The organism is Allobosea sp. GW823-FHT02B03 (assembly GCF_058797755.1).
Genome location: NZ_JBXAJY010000004.1, coordinates 475452 through 492833 on the forward strand (window position 1 = coordinate 475452; position 17382 = coordinate 492833).

Below are 17382 nucleotides of genomic sequence, written 5' to 3' on the forward strand. Positions count from 1 at the left end.
CTTATTTGACGTTTCGAAGCCGATCTAGCGCGTCACCGGCCGGAGTAAAATTATCCGAAACGACCGCATAATTGGCGTCCTGCTTAGGGTCGCGATCGTTGCTGTGCTGGGCGTGGGCGTCCTCGTGCCACTGGTGTTTTTGCGGTAGCCCTCGCGCGCGCTGTGCGTGATCGCGCGCGTGCGTCGCGATTTCCTGAGTTAGCGAATGTGGTCGACTACGCGACCGTTCTCGAAAAGCGAGGATAGCACGCTCTAGATACATCCCCTAAGACCCCTCAGAGTCCTAAGAGTTAGGAGTCTGAGGGGAGGTTTATTTAAGAAGCTACTCTGAGGGGTCTGAGGACTCTGAGGGGGGTGTATAGAGTCCGTATTTGGACTTCTCTGCCTCGCCCGCCGCGACCATCTTTCCGAGCAGGTACTGGACGTTCGCGACTGGCTTGCCGATCGCCTTCGCGATTTCGCCTGGCGACTGATGACCCGCCGCTATGGCATCCATCACGGCCCGGCGCTCGTCCGAGCGCTTTGCATCCGCGACGTCTCCGATAACCGACCAGCGGCCGGCATCGAAACGCAGGGACTTTTCAATCTCCTCGATGTCACGCCCGCGGCCATAGAGTTTCGGCCCGTCTGTATCGCGATTGAGCACAAGGATGCTGTCTGCAGCGCCCGTCAGGCCGTTTGTTCCGGAGATCATTTCCAGTGGGTCAGTGGCTTCCATCTTGCGCACGTGCGTCACCACTATCAGCGCAACGTTGTGCTGACTTGCCCAGCGCTGCAGGGGAGACAGCGCTTCGTAATCCGCAGCATACGAGTCTTGGTTTTTGCCCCTCACTGGCCGGACCATCGCGAAGGTATCGATGATGGCGAGACGCGGATCCGCAGCAGCCGCACGCCAGGTGTCTAAGCGATCGATAAGGCCGGCATTCACTTTCGGCGCCTCTGTCTCCAGTGTCAGGCGGCTTAGGTGGGGGCGGTTGCTCTTCGGCAGGACTGTGCGAAGGCGATCGCGTAAGCGTCGCTGGTTGTCCTCCAGCGCGAGATAAATGGCATCGCCTTGCTGGCAAGGTACGCCAAGGGAAATTCCGCCCGTGGCCACTGCGATTCCGAAATCCAGCGCCAGCCAGGATTTGCCGAGCTTGGGGCGCCCCCCAAGGATGGTCAGGCCCTCGGCGATGTAACCAGGCACCACATACCGAACCGGCTCGAATTCCATGGCCATCAGGCTCTCGCCGTCGATGGCTGTCGATTTCAACACGTTGTCGTTCGCCGGTTGGGACGCAGTCGCCCGCAGTTCCATGGTATTGCGCAGGCCGAAGATCTTGGCGGCGATGTCGGGGCGGTTCTTGCGCTTGGCGCTGACAAGGTCGCGCTCGTCAGGCGCCAACACCTCGGGGGCCTCCGCATCGCTTTCCAACTCGGCGCGCTGATCACGAATAATGGCCAGGCTGGTTGCGACGTAGTCAGCAAAAATTGCTTCACGCTGTTCCGGCGTCTCGTCGCCGCCGAAAATGAGATGGGGGAGATCAGGCGCAATTTCGGTCAAGGGCGTGAAGCCTCCGATAGGCCGCTTCAGCGGCGTTGTTGATTTTGGTGAAGAGGTCCGGCGAGAAGTTCGCAACACGCTGCCCGTAAGCCGCAGGCGGCGCGGCGATGAACGTGCCGTTGGGGCGCAGCCGAAGGCGAAAGCCCGAGAGCTTCATGTCGTCGAACGATATTGAGAAGCGCGCGACAGTGCGCGCCGTGCTGCCGCCCGGGTCGGGCAGCGGCATGAAGTCCGTGATCTGCATTGAGCAGTCTCCGATATATGGAATGACCCGCCGGCCCATGCAGACGGGGTAGGGGAGTTGTCCAAAATTCAGTGGGACAGTGACGAAAGAAAACGTAGCGATTTCATGGGAAGAAATTCTGTCCCACTTTTCGCTAACTACTTGTCATCACTTGGCTCTTTGGCTCCCCTAGGGAGCGCCACGCTTTTCCCAAACGTTTGATTTTGCCAAGAACCCTTGTTCAACAAGGAGTTCGGATGACCCGTCTGCTACGCTTTCGTGCTACGGGAAGGCCTTTGATGCCGCGCATGTCGCACTTGATCAGACGGAACGGGACCTATTGGTTCAAGGCCGATCTGCCCGATTGCCTCGCGACCAAGTTCATTCCGGGCAGGCTGCCTGAGGCCTTGAAGCCGCCTGAAAGCCCGAAGTGAGTCGGGCACTTCAAGACCGCGATATGGAAGTCCCTGCGCGCGACGGAGGAGCGAGAGGCGAAGCGCAAGGCTGGGCTTGAGATTGCCCTGCACGAGGCGATGTTCGACTCAGCCCGCGAGGTCCTGAGCGGGTGCCCTGGTCAGGAGTTCTCGCCGGGGAAAGCGCAGGCCATGGCGGAGGGATACCGCCGGATGATCCTGGCCATTGACGAGGCTCAGCGGCAGCAAGGGGGCTTTGGTATCGCTGCGCGGCTCAGGATGCCCGTCGCGGGCGAGTAGCCGAGCCCAAACGGCATGTCAGAGATTGATTTCGGGGTCTATTCGAGATGGGCCGAGCAGCGCGAGAACGAGGCCCGGCAGGCGCTTGCCCGGTTCCGCGTTCCCGAGCGTATACGGAAGATGGCGGATTTGCTTCTTGCCAAGTTCCAGATCGACCCATCGGCTCTGTCCGCCAACGAGCGCAGGACATTCGAGTTCGATCTCATTGGGGTTGAGCGCCGAGCAATGGGAGAGGCGAGGGGGCGACTGGAGGACGAGGACATCCCCACGCCGCCACTCGTGCAGCCTGATGCGCCGGCCGATACGAAGGCATGGACGATCTCGAAAGCCTTCAGAGCATAGCAGACGGTGGTGGAGCAAAGGGCGCGAAAAAGCCGGCCGAGAACACGGCCGCCGAGGCGTAGAGGGCGGTCCGTCGCTTTGTGGAACTGCACGGGGACATGCCGATTCAGGACATCGGCAAGGCGCATGGGCGGCAGTTTCGGGAGCCGCCGCTAAGGATGCTGCCGCTTCACTGCAATGGGACGCGATCGGATCGAAGTGCCGGCTTCCAAGCGCTGTTCTACAAGGGAGGAGAGAGATAGCAGGCTGGAGGAATGCGATTATTCGGCGGTCGTGGCAAGATCGAACGACGCCGGTACGACAACTGTGGCAGTGCTTGGATCCGGAAGACGCTACGCTTCTGGCTCGCCGAGCGCCTCGATCTTCTCGATGACGAAGTCAAAAGTCTTCGTTTCTTCCATCAGCGCCATGTTGAGGTCGCCGCTTTTGAGGGCCGATAGTAACTCGGCCTTGAAATCGACGGCCGCCTGGGCCCCTTCATGTTTCGCGATATGTGTCATTGCGAAGGCGATGCATAGATAGAGCGTGTTCAAAACGATCTTGATCTGCTCCATGTCGGTTCCGTCGACACTTTCGGGTCCGTCCGCCATTTGCTCGGCTCCTGTTCCTTAGCTGCCCTCCTAACCCGCTATCGCTCTGACGGTTCCGAGGCGGGCAACGGACGACGCGGCAAAGGCTCGCGCGGCGTGTCCGAAATGCGGCTCGTTCAACGGGCGGTGACATCCCGTGCGCATCCCGGCAAGATCACGCGGAATTGGGGGCGAGGAATGAAGAAGCTGTCCACCGTGATGTGCTGCCTGCTGTTGGCGGGATGTGCGGGCGTTAGCAGTTGGTCAGGGGCTCCGGGCGTGGATCCTATGCAAAGCGATGGGCACAGCTATGTGCCGGTCGGCGCAGGAACCTATGATCCGCCGCCCGATGAACATCGTCCTGTCAGTACCTGCACGATGAGAGGGCAGAACGTCGTCTGCCGCTAAACACATGTCTCCGACCGGATTGGTGCTTCTCACTGTCGCGAGCTGAGCTTCCTGCCACGCAGCTCGGAAAGTACGACGACCTGTGTGCGCCCGCTATTTGCGGCTGCTGGATGGAATGCAAGGACGGTGAAACTGCTGGCCGAGCAAGCGCGCTCAGTTGACCAAAGTGACCTTCAGCGCGCCGCCGGGCCGGCGGTCAGCGGCAGGCGTCGAGCAGTAGCGCTGCGAGGCCAGCCCAGCAGACGCCGATAAGGCTCAGGCCGTCGAGTGCAAGCGCCGTCAACCGGATGAACCGTTGAGCCTCGCAGCTTCCGTTCGTGTCGGTATTTCGGACGGTTCTGCGGGCGTGCAACAGGATCGCGGCAATCGCGAAGAAGGTCGCACCGGCAACGATCGCATCATGGGCCGCCGGCTCATTCCAGCGGCAGGCCAGCGATTCCGAGGCATAGACCGCGAGAAAATGGGCAGCCCAGATGACCGGCCCGGTCAAGGCAAAGCCGGCCCGGCGCAAGGGGGCGGTGTTGCTCATGTCTGCGCAACCAGCCGCGGGAAGCCATGCGTCAGCAGGAGCCCGAAAGCTGCCTGGCCGAGCGTGTAGAGCCAGAGGAGCATCAAGACATCGAAGACCGCCCGCCGGTTGCGGTCGAGCCGGTGGGCGAGAAGGCGCGCGACGGCGAACAGGGCCGTGACGAGGACGGCTGCTGCCATCTGCGCCTGCAGGGCGGCATTCGCATAGACCATCGCGGTATAGCCGCTGGATTGCGGGCGAAGGCCGCTACGCCAATGGCCGGCGACATCGATGAAGAGCGCGCCGGCAAGCGCCGCTCCCCCGGCGATGAGAAGACTGGCTACGAGACTGGGGCGAAGTGCATCACGACCAAGGACGAATCGGGCGCCGGCAAGAAGCGCTCCGCTGGCGCCCAGGGTTGCCAGGGACACCCATGCGCTGACTGCCGATGGCAGGTCGGTTTGCCGGGGCCATCCCTCGGGACCGACCGTCCAGAGGTAGAGGTAGCCGAACAGGTAGGAGAGATAGAGCGCCGCGGCGACCAGCAGCAGGATGATCGTTGCCCACCAACTATGCGATATCGATCCGGATGCGTAGGTCGGCAGCACGATGCCGCCGCCGATATCGACGTCCCCCGCCGACGGCGGATCACTGTTCCACATCCAGACCAGGATCGACGCCACCGCAAGAACGCCGCAGGTCGCTGCGAGCATCACGGCCTTGACGGTCAGCAGCAGGAAGAAGGCGGCGGTGAACAATGCGGCGCAGAGATGCGCGTAGCCGGGGCGGCTGAGGCGCATGACGTATTGCGGCTCAGCCTCGATCGGCGACGTCACGATCGTCTCGCGCGCGCCCGTCGCCGTGCCCGGCAGGTAGTATGCTCCGGCCTCCACATGCCCTGCGAGGTCGGGCTGCTGCCAGAGCGGCTCTCGACCGCGGACGCGCGGTATGCTGCGCGTGGCGTAGGCGTGGTTCGGCAGCCATTCGAGCGTGCCCGCACGCCAGATGTCGCCAACCCCGCGCTTGCCCGTCAGGCGCATGTTGCTGATGACGTCGATCAGGAAGACGAGGACGCCGGCGGCGAGGATGAAGGCGCCTATCGTCGAGACCAGGTTCAGCCCGTCCCAGCCCATCCCGGCCGGATAGGTGTAGACGCGCCGCGGCATGCCGATCAGCCCGGTCAGATGCATCGGCAGGAAGGCGATATTGAATCCCGTGAAGATCAGGCCGAAAGCCCAGCGGCCGAGCCGTTCGGACAGCGGCCGGGTACTGAAGGCCGGCGTCCAGTAGTAGATCGCGGCAAAGAGCGGGAAGACCATGCCGCCGAACAGCACATAGTGGAGATGGGCGACGACGAAATAGGTGTCGTGCGCCTGGCGATCGAACGGGACCATCGCGACCATGACCCCGGTCAGTCCTCCCAGGGTGAAGATCAGAAGGAAGCCGATCACGAAGAGCGACGCCACGGTCAGCCTGAGACGTCCGGCGGCGATTGTCGCGATCCAGGCGAAGACCTGGATGCCGCTCGGGATCGCGACTGCCATGCTCGCCGCCGAGAAGAAGCCGAGCGAGCGGGCGGGGATGCCCGTGGTGAACATGTGGTGGACCCAAAGGCCGAAGGAGAAGAAGCCGACGGCGATCAGCGCCACCACGATCAGCCGGTAACCGACCAGTGGCGTGCCGGCCATGGTCGGGACGATCATCGAGACCATGCCGGCCGCCGGCAGGAAGATGATGTAGACCTCCGGATGGCCGAAGAACCAGAACAGGTGTTGCCAGAGCAGGGGATCGCCGCCGCGCTCGGCGATGAAAAAGGGCCAGTCGAAGGCCCGCTCGAGTTCGAGCAGAATTGTCGCCAGGATCACCGCCGGGAAGGCGAACACGATCATCCCGGCGAAAATCAGCATGGTCCAGGCAAAGATCGGCATGCGTGCCAGCGTCATGCCGGGGGCACGGGTACGCAGCACGCCGACGATGATCTCGATCGCGCCCGCTATGGCCGAGATTTCGATGAAGCCGATTCCCAACAGCCACCAGTCCGCGCCGACGCCGGGTGAGAAGCGGGCCCCGGTCAGCGGCGGGTACATGAACCAGCCGCCCGAGGGAGCGACCCCGAAGAACAGCGTACAGAAGAACACGGACCCGCCGACGAAATAGGCCCAGAAGGCGAAGGCGCCGAGCCGCGGAAACGGCAGATCGCGGGCGCCGAGCATTTGCGGCAGCAGCAGGATGCCGACTGCCTCGACGGCAGGTACGGCGAACAGGAACATCATCACCGTGCCGTGCATGGTGAAGATCTGGTTGTAGGTCTCCTGGGAGAGGAAGTCGTTCCCTGGCGCCGCGAGCTGGAGGCGGATGAGCAGACCGAGCACGCCGGCGAGCAGAAAGAACAGGAACGCGGCGGCGATGTAGAAGTAGCCGATGATGGTGTTGTTGACTTCGCTGACGATGCGCCAGCCGCGGGGACCCTTCCAGACCGCTTCCAATCTTTCGAGCTCGCCCTCCGGCCGCGGCAAGGACGAGGGCAGCTCGGCCGCGGTTACCGGGCCCATTTGCGCGCCGGCACTCATCGCAGGCTTCCGAGGTAGGCGGTCAAGGCGTCCATCTCCTCGCTCGTGAAGATCGCGAACGGCGGCATCAGCGCACCCGGCTTCGCGAACTGCGGATCGATGATGAAGCCTGCAAGGTTCTCGGCGGTGTTGCGCAGGGTCGCGGCGGCGAGGAAGCGCCGGCCGCCGACCCGGCTGAGATCGGGCCCGACCGTGCCCGCGGCCTGGGTGCCGCGAACCGCATGGCAGGCTCCGCAGCCGGCCGAGAGGAAGAGCTTTTCTCCCGCAGCGACCTTGGGTTCGGCCGGTTCGTTTCGAGCATCAGCAGCAGCCAGCCATGCCTGGAATTCCGCCTCTGGCAGGGCGACGATCTCCAGGGCCATCAGCGCATGCGGTCCGCCGCAGTATTCGGCGCATTGGCCGCGATAGATGCCGGGCCGCTCGGCTTTCAGGCGAAGCGTGTTGGTCCGGCCGGGGATCATGTCGAGCTTGCCGCCGAGGCTCGGCACCCAGAAGGAATGGATCACATCGTTGGAGCGCAGCGCGAAATCGATTTCGCGGCCGACCGGAATCCTGATCTCGTTCGCCTCGCGAACGGGCGCGGCGCCGTCGCGATGATAGTCGACGCGCCACCACCATTGTTCGCCAGTCACCGCTATGCGAAGCGCCGGCGTCGTCTGTGCCGCTATGGCCTCGCGCATCAGCCAGAGGCCGTAGCCGAGCAACAGCGTCAGCACGACCGATGGAAAGACGATGCCGCCCCATCTGATCGCGCCTTCGCTGCCGATGACACGCCGCACCGGCTCCGCACCATGGATCGCTAGCGCCAGGGCGGCGATCACGATCAGCAGGATCGCCGTTGCCCCCACGAACAGGGTCCAACTCAGCAAAGCGATGCGCTCGGCCTCATCGCCGGCAGGAGCGAGGGCTGACTGCGGCGCCCAGCCGGGGAGGGCGGCCAGGATGAAGATCGCGGCCAGTCTGCGTCCGCGCACTGTCATCGGGGGGCCTCGCGGGGCGCAGCGAGGCTTGCGAAATAGGCTGCCAGATCACGCGACTGCGCCTCGCTGAGCCGGCGCGCGATCGGCGCCATGATCCGGCCCGTTGCACTGCGATCGTTGAGACCCTTTCGCCAGACCGCAAGCTGCCCTTCAAGGTAACGCGCCGGTTGGCCAGCGAGGCGGGGGTAGTCGGGAGCAGCACTTTGCCCATGGCAGCCGAGGCAGGACGGTACGCCGTGCGAGGGGACGCCGTCGCGCGCAATCGCCTCACCGCGTGCCGCCGCGGCTTGATCGATTGTCTCGATGCTGGCTGGCGGGCGGGGCAATGAGGCGTAGTAGGCTGCAAGGTGCCTGACCGTGCTGTCCGGCAGTCCGACGACTGCCGTCTGCATCACGCCGCTGTCGCGCTCGCCGTTGGCATAGGCGCGCAGAGCATTTTCGAGCATGGCGGCGGGTTGGCCGTGCAGGATCGGCACAAGCCGGCTCGGCGGTCCCTGCCGCGCGCCGTGGCAACGGGCACAGGCGCCGATCGCATCGGCTTCGCTCTGCCCCGTGGCGATCTCCATGCCGCGCTGCGGCTCGGGTTCCACCTCGCCGAGCGCGAGGGCGCGATAGCCAGCGCGGTCCAGGCTCGGCAAGCGGCGCAGGAAGGCGATGACGGCCCAGATCTCGTCGTCGCGGTGCAGCGAGGGAAAGCCCGGCATGCCGGCATATTTCAGCCCGTGCTTGACGATCCAGAAAAGCTCTCCGTCGCTCCAACGGCCGACCCTCTCGGTCAGGACCGGTGGCGGCGGCAGCATGCTCGCGGCGACCGGACTGATCGGCGTCCCCGGTGAGCCATGGCAGTAGGCGCAGCCGGCATGGAAATGACCGGCGCCCAGGCGCACAAGGCTCTCGTCGATACCGGGCGGAAGGCTTGTCGAAGGAGCGCGCGCCCGAACCGAGTTCTCCATGCCGAAGCGCAGGAAGTGGTCGACGACGCGGAAATGGCCGGTGCTCGCCGCGACATTGTAGACGCCGCTCCAGGCGAACAGCACGGCGCCGGCCAGTACCAACACCAGGGCAGAAACGGCCGCGACCAAAACGCGGCACGGCGCCGCAAGAAGCCACGCCGCTGTCCGTCTAGCGTGCGCGAGCAGTCGCATCGTCGGATCTGGGATTGTCGTCGAGGCGACCAAGCAGCCTGGCAGCGAGCGCCACGCCCGTGACGAGATAACTCAGCGGACAGGCGGTGATCATCAGCAGGCCGGCGAGGTGCTGGTCGGCGATCGTCGAAGGGCCGGTCGCGCAGAGCGAGAGGGCAAGCCCCGGCAGTTCGTAGAGATCGCGCGGCGCGAAAACCATGAGTGCCCCCAGCAGGCAGGCAAGCTTGCCAGTCAGCAGCAAGGCGGCGAGGGCTCGCCAATCGGCAGCCGCGATCACGGCCGACCAGAACCAGATGGCTGTGGCGCCGAGCGCTGCGATGAGAGCGAGTTGCGCGAGCCCCGAACTCGCCGCGAGCTGCTGCATCATCGGGGCGTGCCACGCCCAAAGGGCAACCATCTGCGCAAGGCCTGCGGGAAGGATCGCGGTGCTGGCGTCGAAGCGATGGCGGAGCAGGACTGCGATGACGGGGGCGACGATGTTCATCAACCCGAGATGCAGCATCATCTGCACGGACAGCGGACCGGGTTCGACCAGTGGCAGTGTCACCCCTCCGGCGACGAGCAATGCAAACGCTCCGGCCAGGACCGGAACGGTGCTCGAGCTTGGCCCATGGACGTGATGCAAGCGCTCTCCCCCCGGTATGACAACCGGTGGATGCGGTCTGGGTTCCCCGCCAATCGCTCGAAGAGGGCGCTGGCGAGCTCGGCTCCCTAAACTTGGAGCTGACCCGATTTTGTGGACGCCCTTGAAGTTATTTTCTGGAGTGCCCGATGTCGCGTCTTCGATCTTCGTACCCGCCGGCGTTCCGGCGGCAGATGGTCGAGCTGGTTCGATCCGGGCGAACCAGCGCCTGCGGCAGGAGCGCGATATCCTGTCAAAGGCGGCAGCCTGGTTCGCGCGGGAGAGCAAGGCGAACCCGAACGGATTTTCTTAGTTGTGAGCGCGCACCCGCCGTGTTCACGATCAAGACCATAGCCCGTGTCTTCAAGGTCTCCGCATCAGGCTATTATGCCTGGCGCGGCAGACCTGCCTCGGCACGGGCGACAGCCGACCTCGATCTCACCCGGAATATCCGCACGATCCATGCGGCCTCGCGCACAACCTATGGCGGACCGCGGATCCATGCCGAGCTCAAGGCCGAGGGGGTGGCCATCGGCAAGAAGCGTGCGGCCCGCTTGATGGGCGGGCGGGCTCGTCGGCGCCAGCAGGCTGCGAGGGATCACGACAACGAAGCGCGCGCCCGCGCATCGGCCGGCGAACGGTCTGGTCCGGGGGAAGTTCGCTGCTTCGCGCGGCCCTTCGGGTCATTGTCGAGAAGCCGAACGAACTGTGGGTGGCGGATATCACCTGCGTGCCCACGCTCTGCAAGAGTTAGAGCTTCGCAACCCCAGCCTCTCAGCACCCCGCCCGGATGAACAACCTTCATAGCTTCGATACCTAGCCAAGATCGTCGCCACATATTGGTGTCCGAGACAAGCGTGCTGTCCATCCGGCCGCTGCAGATCGGGAGCCGATGAAAACCGATCAGCTCCAAGTGTCGGCCTACTGCTTGATGGCTTCGGCCTGGATTTTTAGTGTGACCATCTTGGTCACGCCTTCCTTGACCAGGAAATCGACACCCCATTGGGTCCGGTCGATGCTCGCCTCGAAGTCGCCGCCGCAGACTTCCGCCTTGAAGATCGGGCTTTGGTAGCAGCCAAACTTGGTGGCCTTCAGCTGGATCGGCCGGGTTTGCCCCTTCATGGTGAGGTCACCGTCGACGGACACCAGCTTGTCGCCCGAAAAGGTCCATTTGGTGGAGTTGAATACCATGGTCGGGAACTTGGCGGCATCGAGGATGTCAGCGCCCTTGATGTGCTTATCGAAGGCCGCGATGCCCGTATCCATCGTTTCGACGGGAATAGTGACCGTCATCGCCGCCGTCCTGGAGGCGGGATCGAACGCGATGCTGCCATTGATCTCACTGAACCAGCCGCTGTTCGTCGAGACATTGAAGTGGTCGATGTAGAAGACAGCTTTCGTATGGGTCGGGTCCAGCTTGTAATCTGCAGCCTGGGCCGCAGAAAACGTCAGGAGCGAGACAATAAGCGGCAGAGCAATCTTCTTCATCGTGATTTCCTTGGCGAAGCATAGGGAAAGCGGAGACCCGGCGTCAGGGGCGGCCGCCTGGCTTCGACCTGGAATAAGCCTGGGACACGGAACGTATAAGCCCGTCAATCGACACGCACTGTCCTGAAAATGGGACAAAAGCGGAGGCGCGGCTGAAGCGAAAACGCCCGGTCGCGAGTGCTTCCGCGCCTTCCTCCCTCCGGCTTGGTCGCCATTTTGCGCCCTGGAAGGGCGCTGCGGCACCGCCCTGTCGCGACCGCCTGGAGCTGCAGAGCAGGCCTTCACGACCAGCGGCTGCCTTCAGCGTCCGGGTCGAGACCGATCCAACACTGTGCCTCTGCCTGCAGGAGATGGCTTGGCGAGCCGAGATGGTTCGCCGGGACTTCGACGGCGTCCGGTTGTACGCCGCGATCGGGGAAGGGCGCGTCGCTGCGTTCCTGACCCGCCCCGTGCAATTACTGAAGGACGTCTTCGCCCGCACGCACGTCCTCAAAGCCGACGAACCGGTCAGTGCTGGTGGTACCGATACCGGGCCAGCACCCTATGAGATCCTGCTCTCGGCGCTGGCGGCCTGCACCTCGCTGACGCTGCGTATGTACGCTGATCGCAAGGGCTGGGGTCTCGGCCGGATCGAGGTCGAGGCCCGTTTCCTCAGGGATGCCAATGGCGAGGAGTCGATCCGGCGCGAGGTGTTTTTCAGCCTGCCGCAGGCCGCGGACACCCAGGAGCGTCTCGCGGCGGTCTGGGAGAAGACTCCGGTGACCAAAACGCTGAAGCGCAGCCTGCCGATCACCACGACATTCCGTTCGCCGGAATGAGGGCGGTGCGCAGGCAGGACATCGCGGGCTTCAGGCCATCAATGTCGCCGCTGCGCCGGCCTGAATGACGGCGTTGAGATCATAGTAGAGAAAGCCCGGAGCACGCCCGGCGAAGCCTGGCAGGTTGCGATAGGACAAGGGGACGCCGACCGGCCGCTTCGCCGCTGATGCCCGCGTCACGACCTTGTCCGCCGCCGCGCGCACGGCTGGGTGCTGCGGCTCGCCGCGATGGCCGAGCGACTGCGCAAGGTCGGCCGGGCCGATGAACAGCGCGTCGACTTCCGCCGGCGCCATGATTCCGTCGAGCTCGCTCCAGAGCCAGGGGATGTTGACCAGACCGGTGGGGAAGAGATTGGGCTCGCGGGCCACGGCCTTCGTCCCTGCCATCTCCTGCGCATGGGTGTGATCGATGCTACTGTCGTATTCGTAGCCGAGATCGGCGAGGATATCCGCGGCATTAGATCGCCAGAAGGTTTCACCGACTGCGTTCAAGCGCCGAATGCCCGCATGCAGGCAGTCGGCGATCATCACCGAGCTTATGATCCCGCCTGTTCGACTGAGCCTGCCGCTTTCACGATACTCGGACGCTACGAAGATGCGCTCCACAAAAGCATAGCGCGCGTCACGGGAAATCCGATGGTGATGGGATTTCTCGATACTCTGCCTCAGGTCCGCGCTGGCAGAGGCAGCACGACCTGGCATTCCGGCGAGCCCGCAAGCGAGAGGCCGTACTGAAGAAAGGTGGGTCATTCTCCGCAAGGAGATCGATGAAGCGCGGCATCGAACCAAGTTGGCTTCCAAGCATGGTGAAAGTCCGCTTCCGATAATCCGCGATATCTCTGGTGTATCGTGGAGTCCTGTACTCGGTATTTGAACCATCAAACACACGCTGCCAGGTTCGAGGCATGAAGGAGTGCCTCAAGTGGATTTCAAGAACAGAGTAATCCTCGTCACCGGTGCCGGACGTGGCCTCGGCTTCGCCTATGCCCGTGCCCTCGCCGAAAGCGGCGCGACGATCGTACTGCAGGATATTGGAGCCGATTCCGATGGGCGAGGCGAAGACCGGCGCGTGGTCGAAGACGCAGCGGCAAGCCTGCGGTCAGCAGGGTACGATGCGGTCGCACTCCACGGCGCGATCGACAGCAGGGAGGCGTGTCACCGGCTCGTCCAGCGGTGCGTTGCCGACCACGAGCGGCTCGACGGCGTGATACACAATGCCGGCTGGGTCGCCTATCAGCCGGTCGAAGAAATCGAGGAAGAAGCCTTCGAGCGGATGATGGCGATTGCCGCCAAGGCGCCGCTCTGGCTGGCACAGGCCGCCTGGCCGACGATGAAGGCGGCCGGGTACGGGCGCATCGTCCTCACGACCTCCTGCCGCGCGCTCTACCCGCAATATGTTCAAAAGAGCCTCGCCGCCTATGCCGCCGCCAAGCTCGCGGCGGTGGGGATCGTCAATGTGCTGGCGGCTGAGGGCGGGGCCCATGGCATTGTCGTCAATGCCATCTCGCCTGTCGCAAAGACTCGCATGTGGGGCGTCCTGGACCAACCGGAGGAACTCAGGCCCTCGGAGGTCGCGCCGGGCGTTGCCTTCCTGGTTTCGAGCGCTTGCACGGAGGGCGGGTGGATATTGCGTGCCGCCAACGGGCAGTTCCATGCGACCCGCAGCGTCGAAGCGCTCGGCGTGAACTATCCGCGTGATCTGCAAGGCATCGGCGCCGCAACCACGGAAGAGGTTGCGGCGCAGTGGTCGCGCATCGCTCTTGCCAACCGGGAGCCGCGCGCATGACCGAAGCGACGGTCGCCTTGGCAAGCCGGGCCATCCTCGGCGAGCGTCCGGTCTGGAGGTATCTTACCGTCTGGTCTTCCATGTAGCCAATGAATCGGATGCAACCGGCCCAGCATCACTTTCGATCAGTGCCGGCACCTCGCGAGCCGACTACGCAGTACCTCTCGAACAAAGAGGGTACCGGCGCGAAACGCTTCTCTTTAGAGGGACGCCGGGCGGGGTTGGCGGCGATCGGCCGGGCCGGGGTTGGCACAGGACGCGCCAGGCCCTCGCCTGCGGGATATGCCGCAGCGTCGGACAGGCGCTGGCCTACGGTGCAGGTGGCGGCGCCAATGAGCCTCAGGAGCTGGCGCGCGTCGCGAGCGTGAAGCCGACATCTTCGCGGATGGCGGTCCCGGCAGCCTTGCCATCGCCGAGGCCGACGATCAGCCCGGCGGTGCGCAGGCCGATCTCGCGGCGCGGAATCGAGAGGGCCGTCAGGGCCGGCGAGAGCTGCCGGCAGATTTCGTGATCGTCGAAGGAGGCGATGGCGATGTCCTCTGGCACACGGCGCCCTGCCTTCTGGCAGGCGAGCAGCGCGCCGATGGCGAAGACGTCGCCCGCGCCGATGATCGCATCTAGCTCCGTGCCGGAGCCCAGGAGGCGCCCGGCGGCGGCGATCGCAGCCTCGTACCCGCCGGCACTTTCGACCATCAGCTCGGGAGCGATCTCGATACCGGCCTCGCGCAAGGCGGCGCGATAGCCGTCGAGACGGCGGCCGGCGCGGGTCGAAAGCGCGACTGGCAGGTTGAGGAAGCCGATCCGGCGGCGGCCGCGCGCCAGCAGATGGCGCGTCAGAGCCGCAGCCGCATCCTTGTTGGAAAAGCTGAGATTGTGCTGGACGGGATCGTCGACGAGATCGCCGACCTCGATCACCGGTACGTCGAGCCGGCGCAGGCGCGCGACCGTTTCCGGCCTGTGCGCGGTCTCGTGCAGCACCAGCGCGCGGGGTTTCAGGGTGAGATATTCGGCGATCAGGCGGTCCTCGGCGTCGGGGCGGCGCCCGGCATCGCCGGCTGTCAGGAGCAGGCCGTTCTCCGCCAGCCCGTCGGACAGGCCTTGGAGAAAGGCCGCGAACAGGCTGTTCTCCAGAGAGGGCACGATCGCCGCGACCATGCGCGACACGCCCGAGCGCAGCGCGCCCGCCAGCCGGTGCGGCACATAGCCGATCTCGTCGGCGGCGCTTTCGATCCGGAGCAAGGTCGCCGCGGCCACTGTCTTGGGCGCGCTGAACGCGCGAGACACCGTCATGATGGAAACGCCGGCACGTTTCGCGACGTCGCGTATCGTGGCGTTGCCGGAGCCTTCTTCTGCGGGGTCGCGCATGCGGCCTTGCTGTCCTCGTTCGTGATGCCCGGTGCACATTGCTTGCTCGTGGGCGTCTTGACAATCACAAATGATAACGTTCACAGTTAACGTTATCATGAATGAATCGAGAATGCTCGTGACTGGTCGACCCCACTCCGAAGGCAAGCCGCTTATCGTCTGTGCGGCGCTGACCGGCGGCCTGCCGCCCCATGCCGCCGGCTCGGGCCATCCGCTCGATCAGGCTGCCATCGTCGAGGACGCGCTCGCCTGTCATGCCGCCGGAGCGGCCGTCGTCCATATCCACGCGAGACTGGCGACCGGCGAGACCACGATGGAGCCGGCGGCCTATGCCGCGATCGCCGGAGCCATCCGGGTGCGCGGCTGCGATGTCGTGCTCGATTTCTCGGCCGGCGACGATGGCGGGCGGGCTTCGCATGCGCAGCGTCTGGCTGTGGTCGGGGCAGGTGCCGAAATCGTCAGCTTCGCCGGCGGAAGCTTCAATCTCGCCGGGCGGCTCTACGACAATCGCCCGAGCTTCCAGACCGCCCTGGCGGCGGCGATTGCGCATGCAGGCTTGCGCCCGGAAATAGAGATCTTCGACAGCGCCCAGCTCCAATGCGTGCCACGGCTCGCCGCGGCGGGGATCGACCAGCCGCTCTTCTTCCAATTCGTGATGGGGCTGCCCGGCACGTTGAAGCCGGACCCGGCGCTGCTGGAGTGGCTGCTTCGCCAGCTGCCGGACGGGAGCGAATGGTCGGTCTCGGCGCAGACTGGCCCCGATATCGCGGCGCATGCCGGTCTTCTCGAGCGGGCGGTCGCCCATGGCGGGCATGTCCGAACCGGGCTCGAGGATATCAGGCTGATGAATGACGGATCGCCGGCGCCCGGAAACGCGGCTCTCGTCGGGCAATGGGTGGAATACGCGGCGAGGCGCGGGCGGCCGGTGGCGTCGCCTGCCGTGGCAAGGCGGTTGCTGGGCATCGCGCCACGCGGCGCGCGTTTCGCGAAAGACCAAGAATAGGGGAGGACAGGCCATGACGAAACCGACACGGCGAACATTCGCTAAGGGGATGCTGGGCTGCGGCCTGGCGGCGTTCCCCGGCATTGTGCGAGCGCAGGGGACGTGGCCCAATCGACCGGTCCGCATCCTGACGCCCTTCGCGGCCGGCGGGGCGGCGGATGCGCTGGCGCGCATCCTGGCCGAGCAGTTCCAGAGCGCCAGCGGGCAGCCGCTGGTCGTCGAGAACAAGCCCGGCGCCGGCGGCACGCTGGCTGCGGCCGAGATCGCACGCAGCACGCCCGACGGGCACGCCCTGCTGCTCGGCGACATCGGGGCGAATGCGGTTGCCCAGTCGCTGTTCTCCAGCCTGCCCTACAATGTCGAGAGCAGTTTCAGGCATGTGATCCATCTGGCGAATCTGCCGATGGTGATGATCGGCCACCCAAGCGTGGCGGACGGCACAGTGAAGGGCCTCGTCGCCCTCGCCAAGGCGAAGCCAGGCACGTTGAACTACGCCTCGGCCGGCCCCGGCGGGGCGTCGCACCTGATGATGGAGCTGTTCAAGCGCTCCGCTGAGGTGGAGATCGTCCATGTTCCCTATCGCGGCGGCAGCCCGGTGCTGCAGGCGACGATGACGAACGAGGTGCAGCTCGCGATCTCGACCATTTCGACCTCGCGCAGCTTCATCGAAGCGAATTCGGTGAGGGCGATCGGGGTCGGCAGCGCCGAGCCGGTGAAGGCCCTACCGGAGGTGAAGCCGATCAGCGCCGACGTGCCGGGCTTCGAGGCCCTGACCTGGCACGGAATCCATGTCGCGGCGGAGACCCCGCCCGAAATCGCGGTGCAGATCAATTCGCTCTTCAACAAGCTCATCGCCCTGCCGGAGGTGCAGCGACGGTTCGCGATCCAGACCGCCGAGCCTGTCGGCGGGACGCCGGCCGACTATGCCGCCTTCGTTGCCCGCGAAACCGCGAAATGGGGCGAGGTCGTCCGCAACGCGAAGATCAAGCCGGCCTGAGCCGTGTTGCGGCGGGGCGCCGAAGCGCCTCGCCGGCCCCCGTACCTGACTTGAATGTTTCGCGAGCCCTGGCCCGGTTTCGCGATCACGGAAGCATGCCCCGATCGCGGCCTGCCGGGCTCTGATCGACGCGAAGATCGCGGGGGCCAGCCCCTCTGAAGAGGGCCGCGAGAAGCCCCGATGCCGCGCCGCCCCTGATCGTGCCGCGGTCCGCCGCGGCGGCCTCGCCCTGTCGCCAAGCCATCCCTGCTCACGTCATCGAGCCCCACCGACGCAGCTCGATGGTGGTCTGCGGCAGCCGC

17 protein-coding genes are annotated in these 17382 nt (G+C 65.0%); 6 read left to right on the forward strand and 11 right to left on the reverse strand.

Features of this window, described 5'->3' with window-relative positions; all coding sequences use genetic code 11:
- Positions 1-322 precede the first annotated feature (322 nt).
- Positions 323-1543, reverse strand: a complete 1221-nt coding sequence (locus tag AC1REK_RS15895) for an AAA family ATPase (RefSeq protein ID WP_492269297.1) — start codon at positions 1541-1543, stop codon at positions 323-325.
- Positions 1524-1787, reverse strand: a complete 264-nt coding sequence (locus tag AC1REK_RS15900) for a hypothetical protein (protein ID WP_492269296.1) — start codon at positions 1785-1787, stop codon at positions 1524-1526. The genes AC1REK_RS15895 and AC1REK_RS15900 overlap by 20 nt, the downstream gene beginning before the upstream one ends.
- Positions 1788-2494: 707 nt before the next feature.
- Here AC1REK_RS15900 and AC1REK_RS15905 point away from each other — a divergent pair.
- Positions 2495-2821 carry a hypothetical protein gene (locus AC1REK_RS15905; protein ID WP_492269295.1) on the forward strand — a complete coding sequence of 109 codons (327 nt, stop codon included), beginning with the start codon at positions 2495-2497 and terminating at the stop codon, positions 2819-2821.
- A gap of 332 nt (positions 2822-3153) precedes the next feature.
- On the opposite strand, the gene AC1REK_RS15910 is transcribed toward AC1REK_RS15905, so the two are convergent.
- From AC1REK_RS15910 to AC1REK_RS15935, 6 genes are all read right to left on the reverse strand, one after another.
- A complete protein-coding gene (locus tag AC1REK_RS15910) occupies positions 3154-3411 on the reverse strand; it encodes a hypothetical protein (protein ID WP_492269294.1) in 258 nt (85 codons plus the stop codon).
- A 583-nt stretch (positions 3412-3994) separates the two neighbouring features.
- Positions 3995-4288 carry a hypothetical protein gene (locus AC1REK_RS15915; RefSeq protein WP_327523706.1) on the reverse strand — a complete coding sequence of 98 codons (294 nt, stop codon included), beginning with the start codon at positions 4286-4288 and terminating at the stop codon, positions 3995-3997.
- Between the two features lie 35 nt (positions 4289-4323).
- Positions 4324-6876, reverse strand: a complete 2553-nt coding sequence (gene ctaD, locus AC1REK_RS15920; RefSeq protein ID WP_492269293.1) for a cytochrome c oxidase subunit I — start codon at positions 6874-6876, stop codon at positions 4324-4326.
- On the reverse strand, positions 6873-7856 hold the full coding sequence (gene coxB / locus AC1REK_RS15925) for a cytochrome c oxidase subunit II (protein ID WP_492269292.1): 984 nt from the start codon (positions 7854-7856) through the stop codon (positions 6873-6875). Before coxB ends, ctaD begins: the two co-directional genes overlap by 4 nt.
- Positions 7853-9001, reverse strand: a complete 1149-nt coding sequence (locus AC1REK_RS15930) for a c-type cytochrome (RefSeq protein ID WP_492269291.1) — start codon at positions 8999-9001, stop codon at positions 7853-7855. Before AC1REK_RS15930 ends, coxB begins: the two co-directional genes overlap by 4 nt.
- Positions 8979-9566: a cytochrome c oxidase assembly protein gene (locus AC1REK_RS15935; protein WP_492269290.1), complete on the reverse strand. Its 588-nt coding sequence runs from the start codon at positions 9564-9566 to the stop codon at positions 8979-8981. The genes AC1REK_RS15930 and AC1REK_RS15935 overlap by 23 nt, the downstream gene beginning before the upstream one ends.
- A gap of 251 nt (positions 9567-9817) precedes the next feature.
- On the opposite strand from AC1REK_RS15935, the gene AC1REK_RS15940 reads away from it, so the two are divergent.
- A complete protein-coding gene (locus AC1REK_RS15940) occupies positions 9818-10417 on the forward strand; it encodes an IS3 family transposase (protein WP_492273810.1) in 600 nt (199 codons plus the stop codon).
- Positions 10418-10544: 127 nt separating this feature from the next.
- Here the strand turns inward: AC1REK_RS15940 and AC1REK_RS15945 are convergent, their stop codons facing one another.
- On the reverse strand, positions 10545-11111 hold the full coding sequence (locus tag AC1REK_RS15945; RefSeq protein WP_327524095.1) for a YceI family protein: 567 nt from the start codon (positions 11109-11111) through the stop codon (positions 10545-10547).
- A 368-nt stretch (positions 11112-11479) separates the two neighbouring features.
- Between AC1REK_RS15945 and AC1REK_RS15950 the strand changes: the two genes are divergently transcribed.
- The gene (locus AC1REK_RS15950; protein ID WP_492269288.1) at positions 11480-11929 is read left to right on the forward strand and encodes an OsmC family protein; all 450 of its coding nucleotides are present in this window, start codon (positions 11480-11482) and stop codon (positions 11927-11929) included.
- 30 nt (positions 11930-11959) lie between these two features.
- On the opposite strand, the gene AC1REK_RS15955 is transcribed toward AC1REK_RS15950, so the two are convergent.
- Positions 11960-12679 carry an aldolase/citrate lyase family protein gene (locus AC1REK_RS15955; RefSeq protein ID WP_492269287.1) on the reverse strand — a complete coding sequence of 240 codons (720 nt, stop codon included), beginning with the start codon at positions 12677-12679 and terminating at the stop codon, positions 11960-11962.
- 172 nt (positions 12680-12851) lie between these two features.
- Between AC1REK_RS15955 and AC1REK_RS15960 the strand changes: the two genes are divergently transcribed.
- Complete coding sequence (locus AC1REK_RS15960; protein ID WP_492269286.1) at positions 12852-13715, forward strand: SDR family NAD(P)-dependent oxidoreductase; 864 nt, start codon at positions 12852-12854, stop codon at positions 13713-13715.
- A 339-nt stretch (positions 13716-14054) separates the two neighbouring features.
- Here AC1REK_RS15960 and AC1REK_RS15965 read toward each other — a convergent pair whose 3' ends face one another.
- Positions 14055-15080: a LacI family DNA-binding transcriptional regulator gene (locus tag AC1REK_RS15965; RefSeq protein WP_492269285.1), complete on the reverse strand. Its 1026-nt coding sequence runs from the start codon at positions 15078-15080 to the stop codon at positions 14055-14057.
- Between the two features lie 118 nt (positions 15081-15198).
- Here AC1REK_RS15965 and AC1REK_RS15970 point away from each other — a divergent pair, with 118 nt between their 5' ends.
- Positions 15199-16083, forward strand: coding sequence for a beta-keto acid cleavage family enzyme (locus tag AC1REK_RS15970; protein WP_492269284.1), 885 nt, complete (start codon positions 15199-15201; stop codon positions 16081-16083).
- Between the two features lie 13 nt (positions 16084-16096).
- On the forward strand, positions 16097-17080 hold the full coding sequence (locus AC1REK_RS15975; protein WP_492269283.1) for a Bug family tripartite tricarboxylate transporter substrate binding protein: 984 nt from the start codon (positions 16097-16099) through the stop codon (positions 17078-17080).
- Positions 17081-17382 lie beyond the last annotated feature (302 nt).

Coding starts and splice junctions, on each gene's coding strand:
- AC1REK_RS15940 (WP_492273810.1), top strand. CDS start 9,818: ATGGTCGAGCTGGTTCGATCCGGGCGAACCAGCGCCTGCGGCAGGAGC.
- ctaD (WP_492269293.1), bottom strand. CDS start 6,876: ATGAGTGCCGGCGCGCAAATGGGCCCGGTAACCGCGGCCGAGCTGCCC.
- AC1REK_RS15945 (WP_327524095.1), bottom strand. CDS start 11,111: ATGAAGAAGATTGCTCTGCCGCTTATTGTCTCGCTCCTGACGTTTTCT.
- AC1REK_RS15910 (WP_492269294.1), bottom strand. CDS start 3,411: ATGGCGGACGGACCCGAAAGTGTCGACGGAACCGACATGGAGCAGATC.
- AC1REK_RS15930 (WP_492269291.1), bottom strand. CDS start 9,001: ATGCGACTGCTCGCGCACGCTAGACGGACAGCGGCGTGGCTTCTTGCG.
- AC1REK_RS15975 (WP_492269283.1), top strand. CDS start 16,097: ATGACGAAACCGACACGGCGAACATTCGCTAAGGGGATGCTGGGCTGC.
- coxB (WP_492269292.1), bottom strand. CDS start 7,856: ATGACAGTGCGCGGACGCAGACTGGCCGCGATCTTCATCCTGGCCGCC.
- AC1REK_RS15905 (WP_492269295.1), top strand. CDS start 2,495: ATGTCAGAGATTGATTTCGGGGTCTATTCGAGATGGGCCGAGCAGCGC.
- AC1REK_RS15955 (WP_492269287.1), bottom strand. CDS start 12,679: ATGACCCACCTTTCTTCAGTACGGCCTCTCGCTTGCGGGCTCGCCGGA.
- AC1REK_RS15900 (WP_492269296.1), bottom strand. CDS start 1,787: ATGCAGATCACGGACTTCATGCCGCTGCCCGACCCGGGCGGCAGCACG.
- AC1REK_RS15965 (WP_492269285.1), bottom strand. CDS start 15,080: ATGCGCGACCCCGCAGAAGAAGGCTCCGGCAACGCCACGATACGCGAC.
- AC1REK_RS15950 (WP_492269288.1), top strand. CDS start 11,480: ATGGTTCGCCGGGACTTCGACGGCGTCCGGTTGTACGCCGCGATCGGG.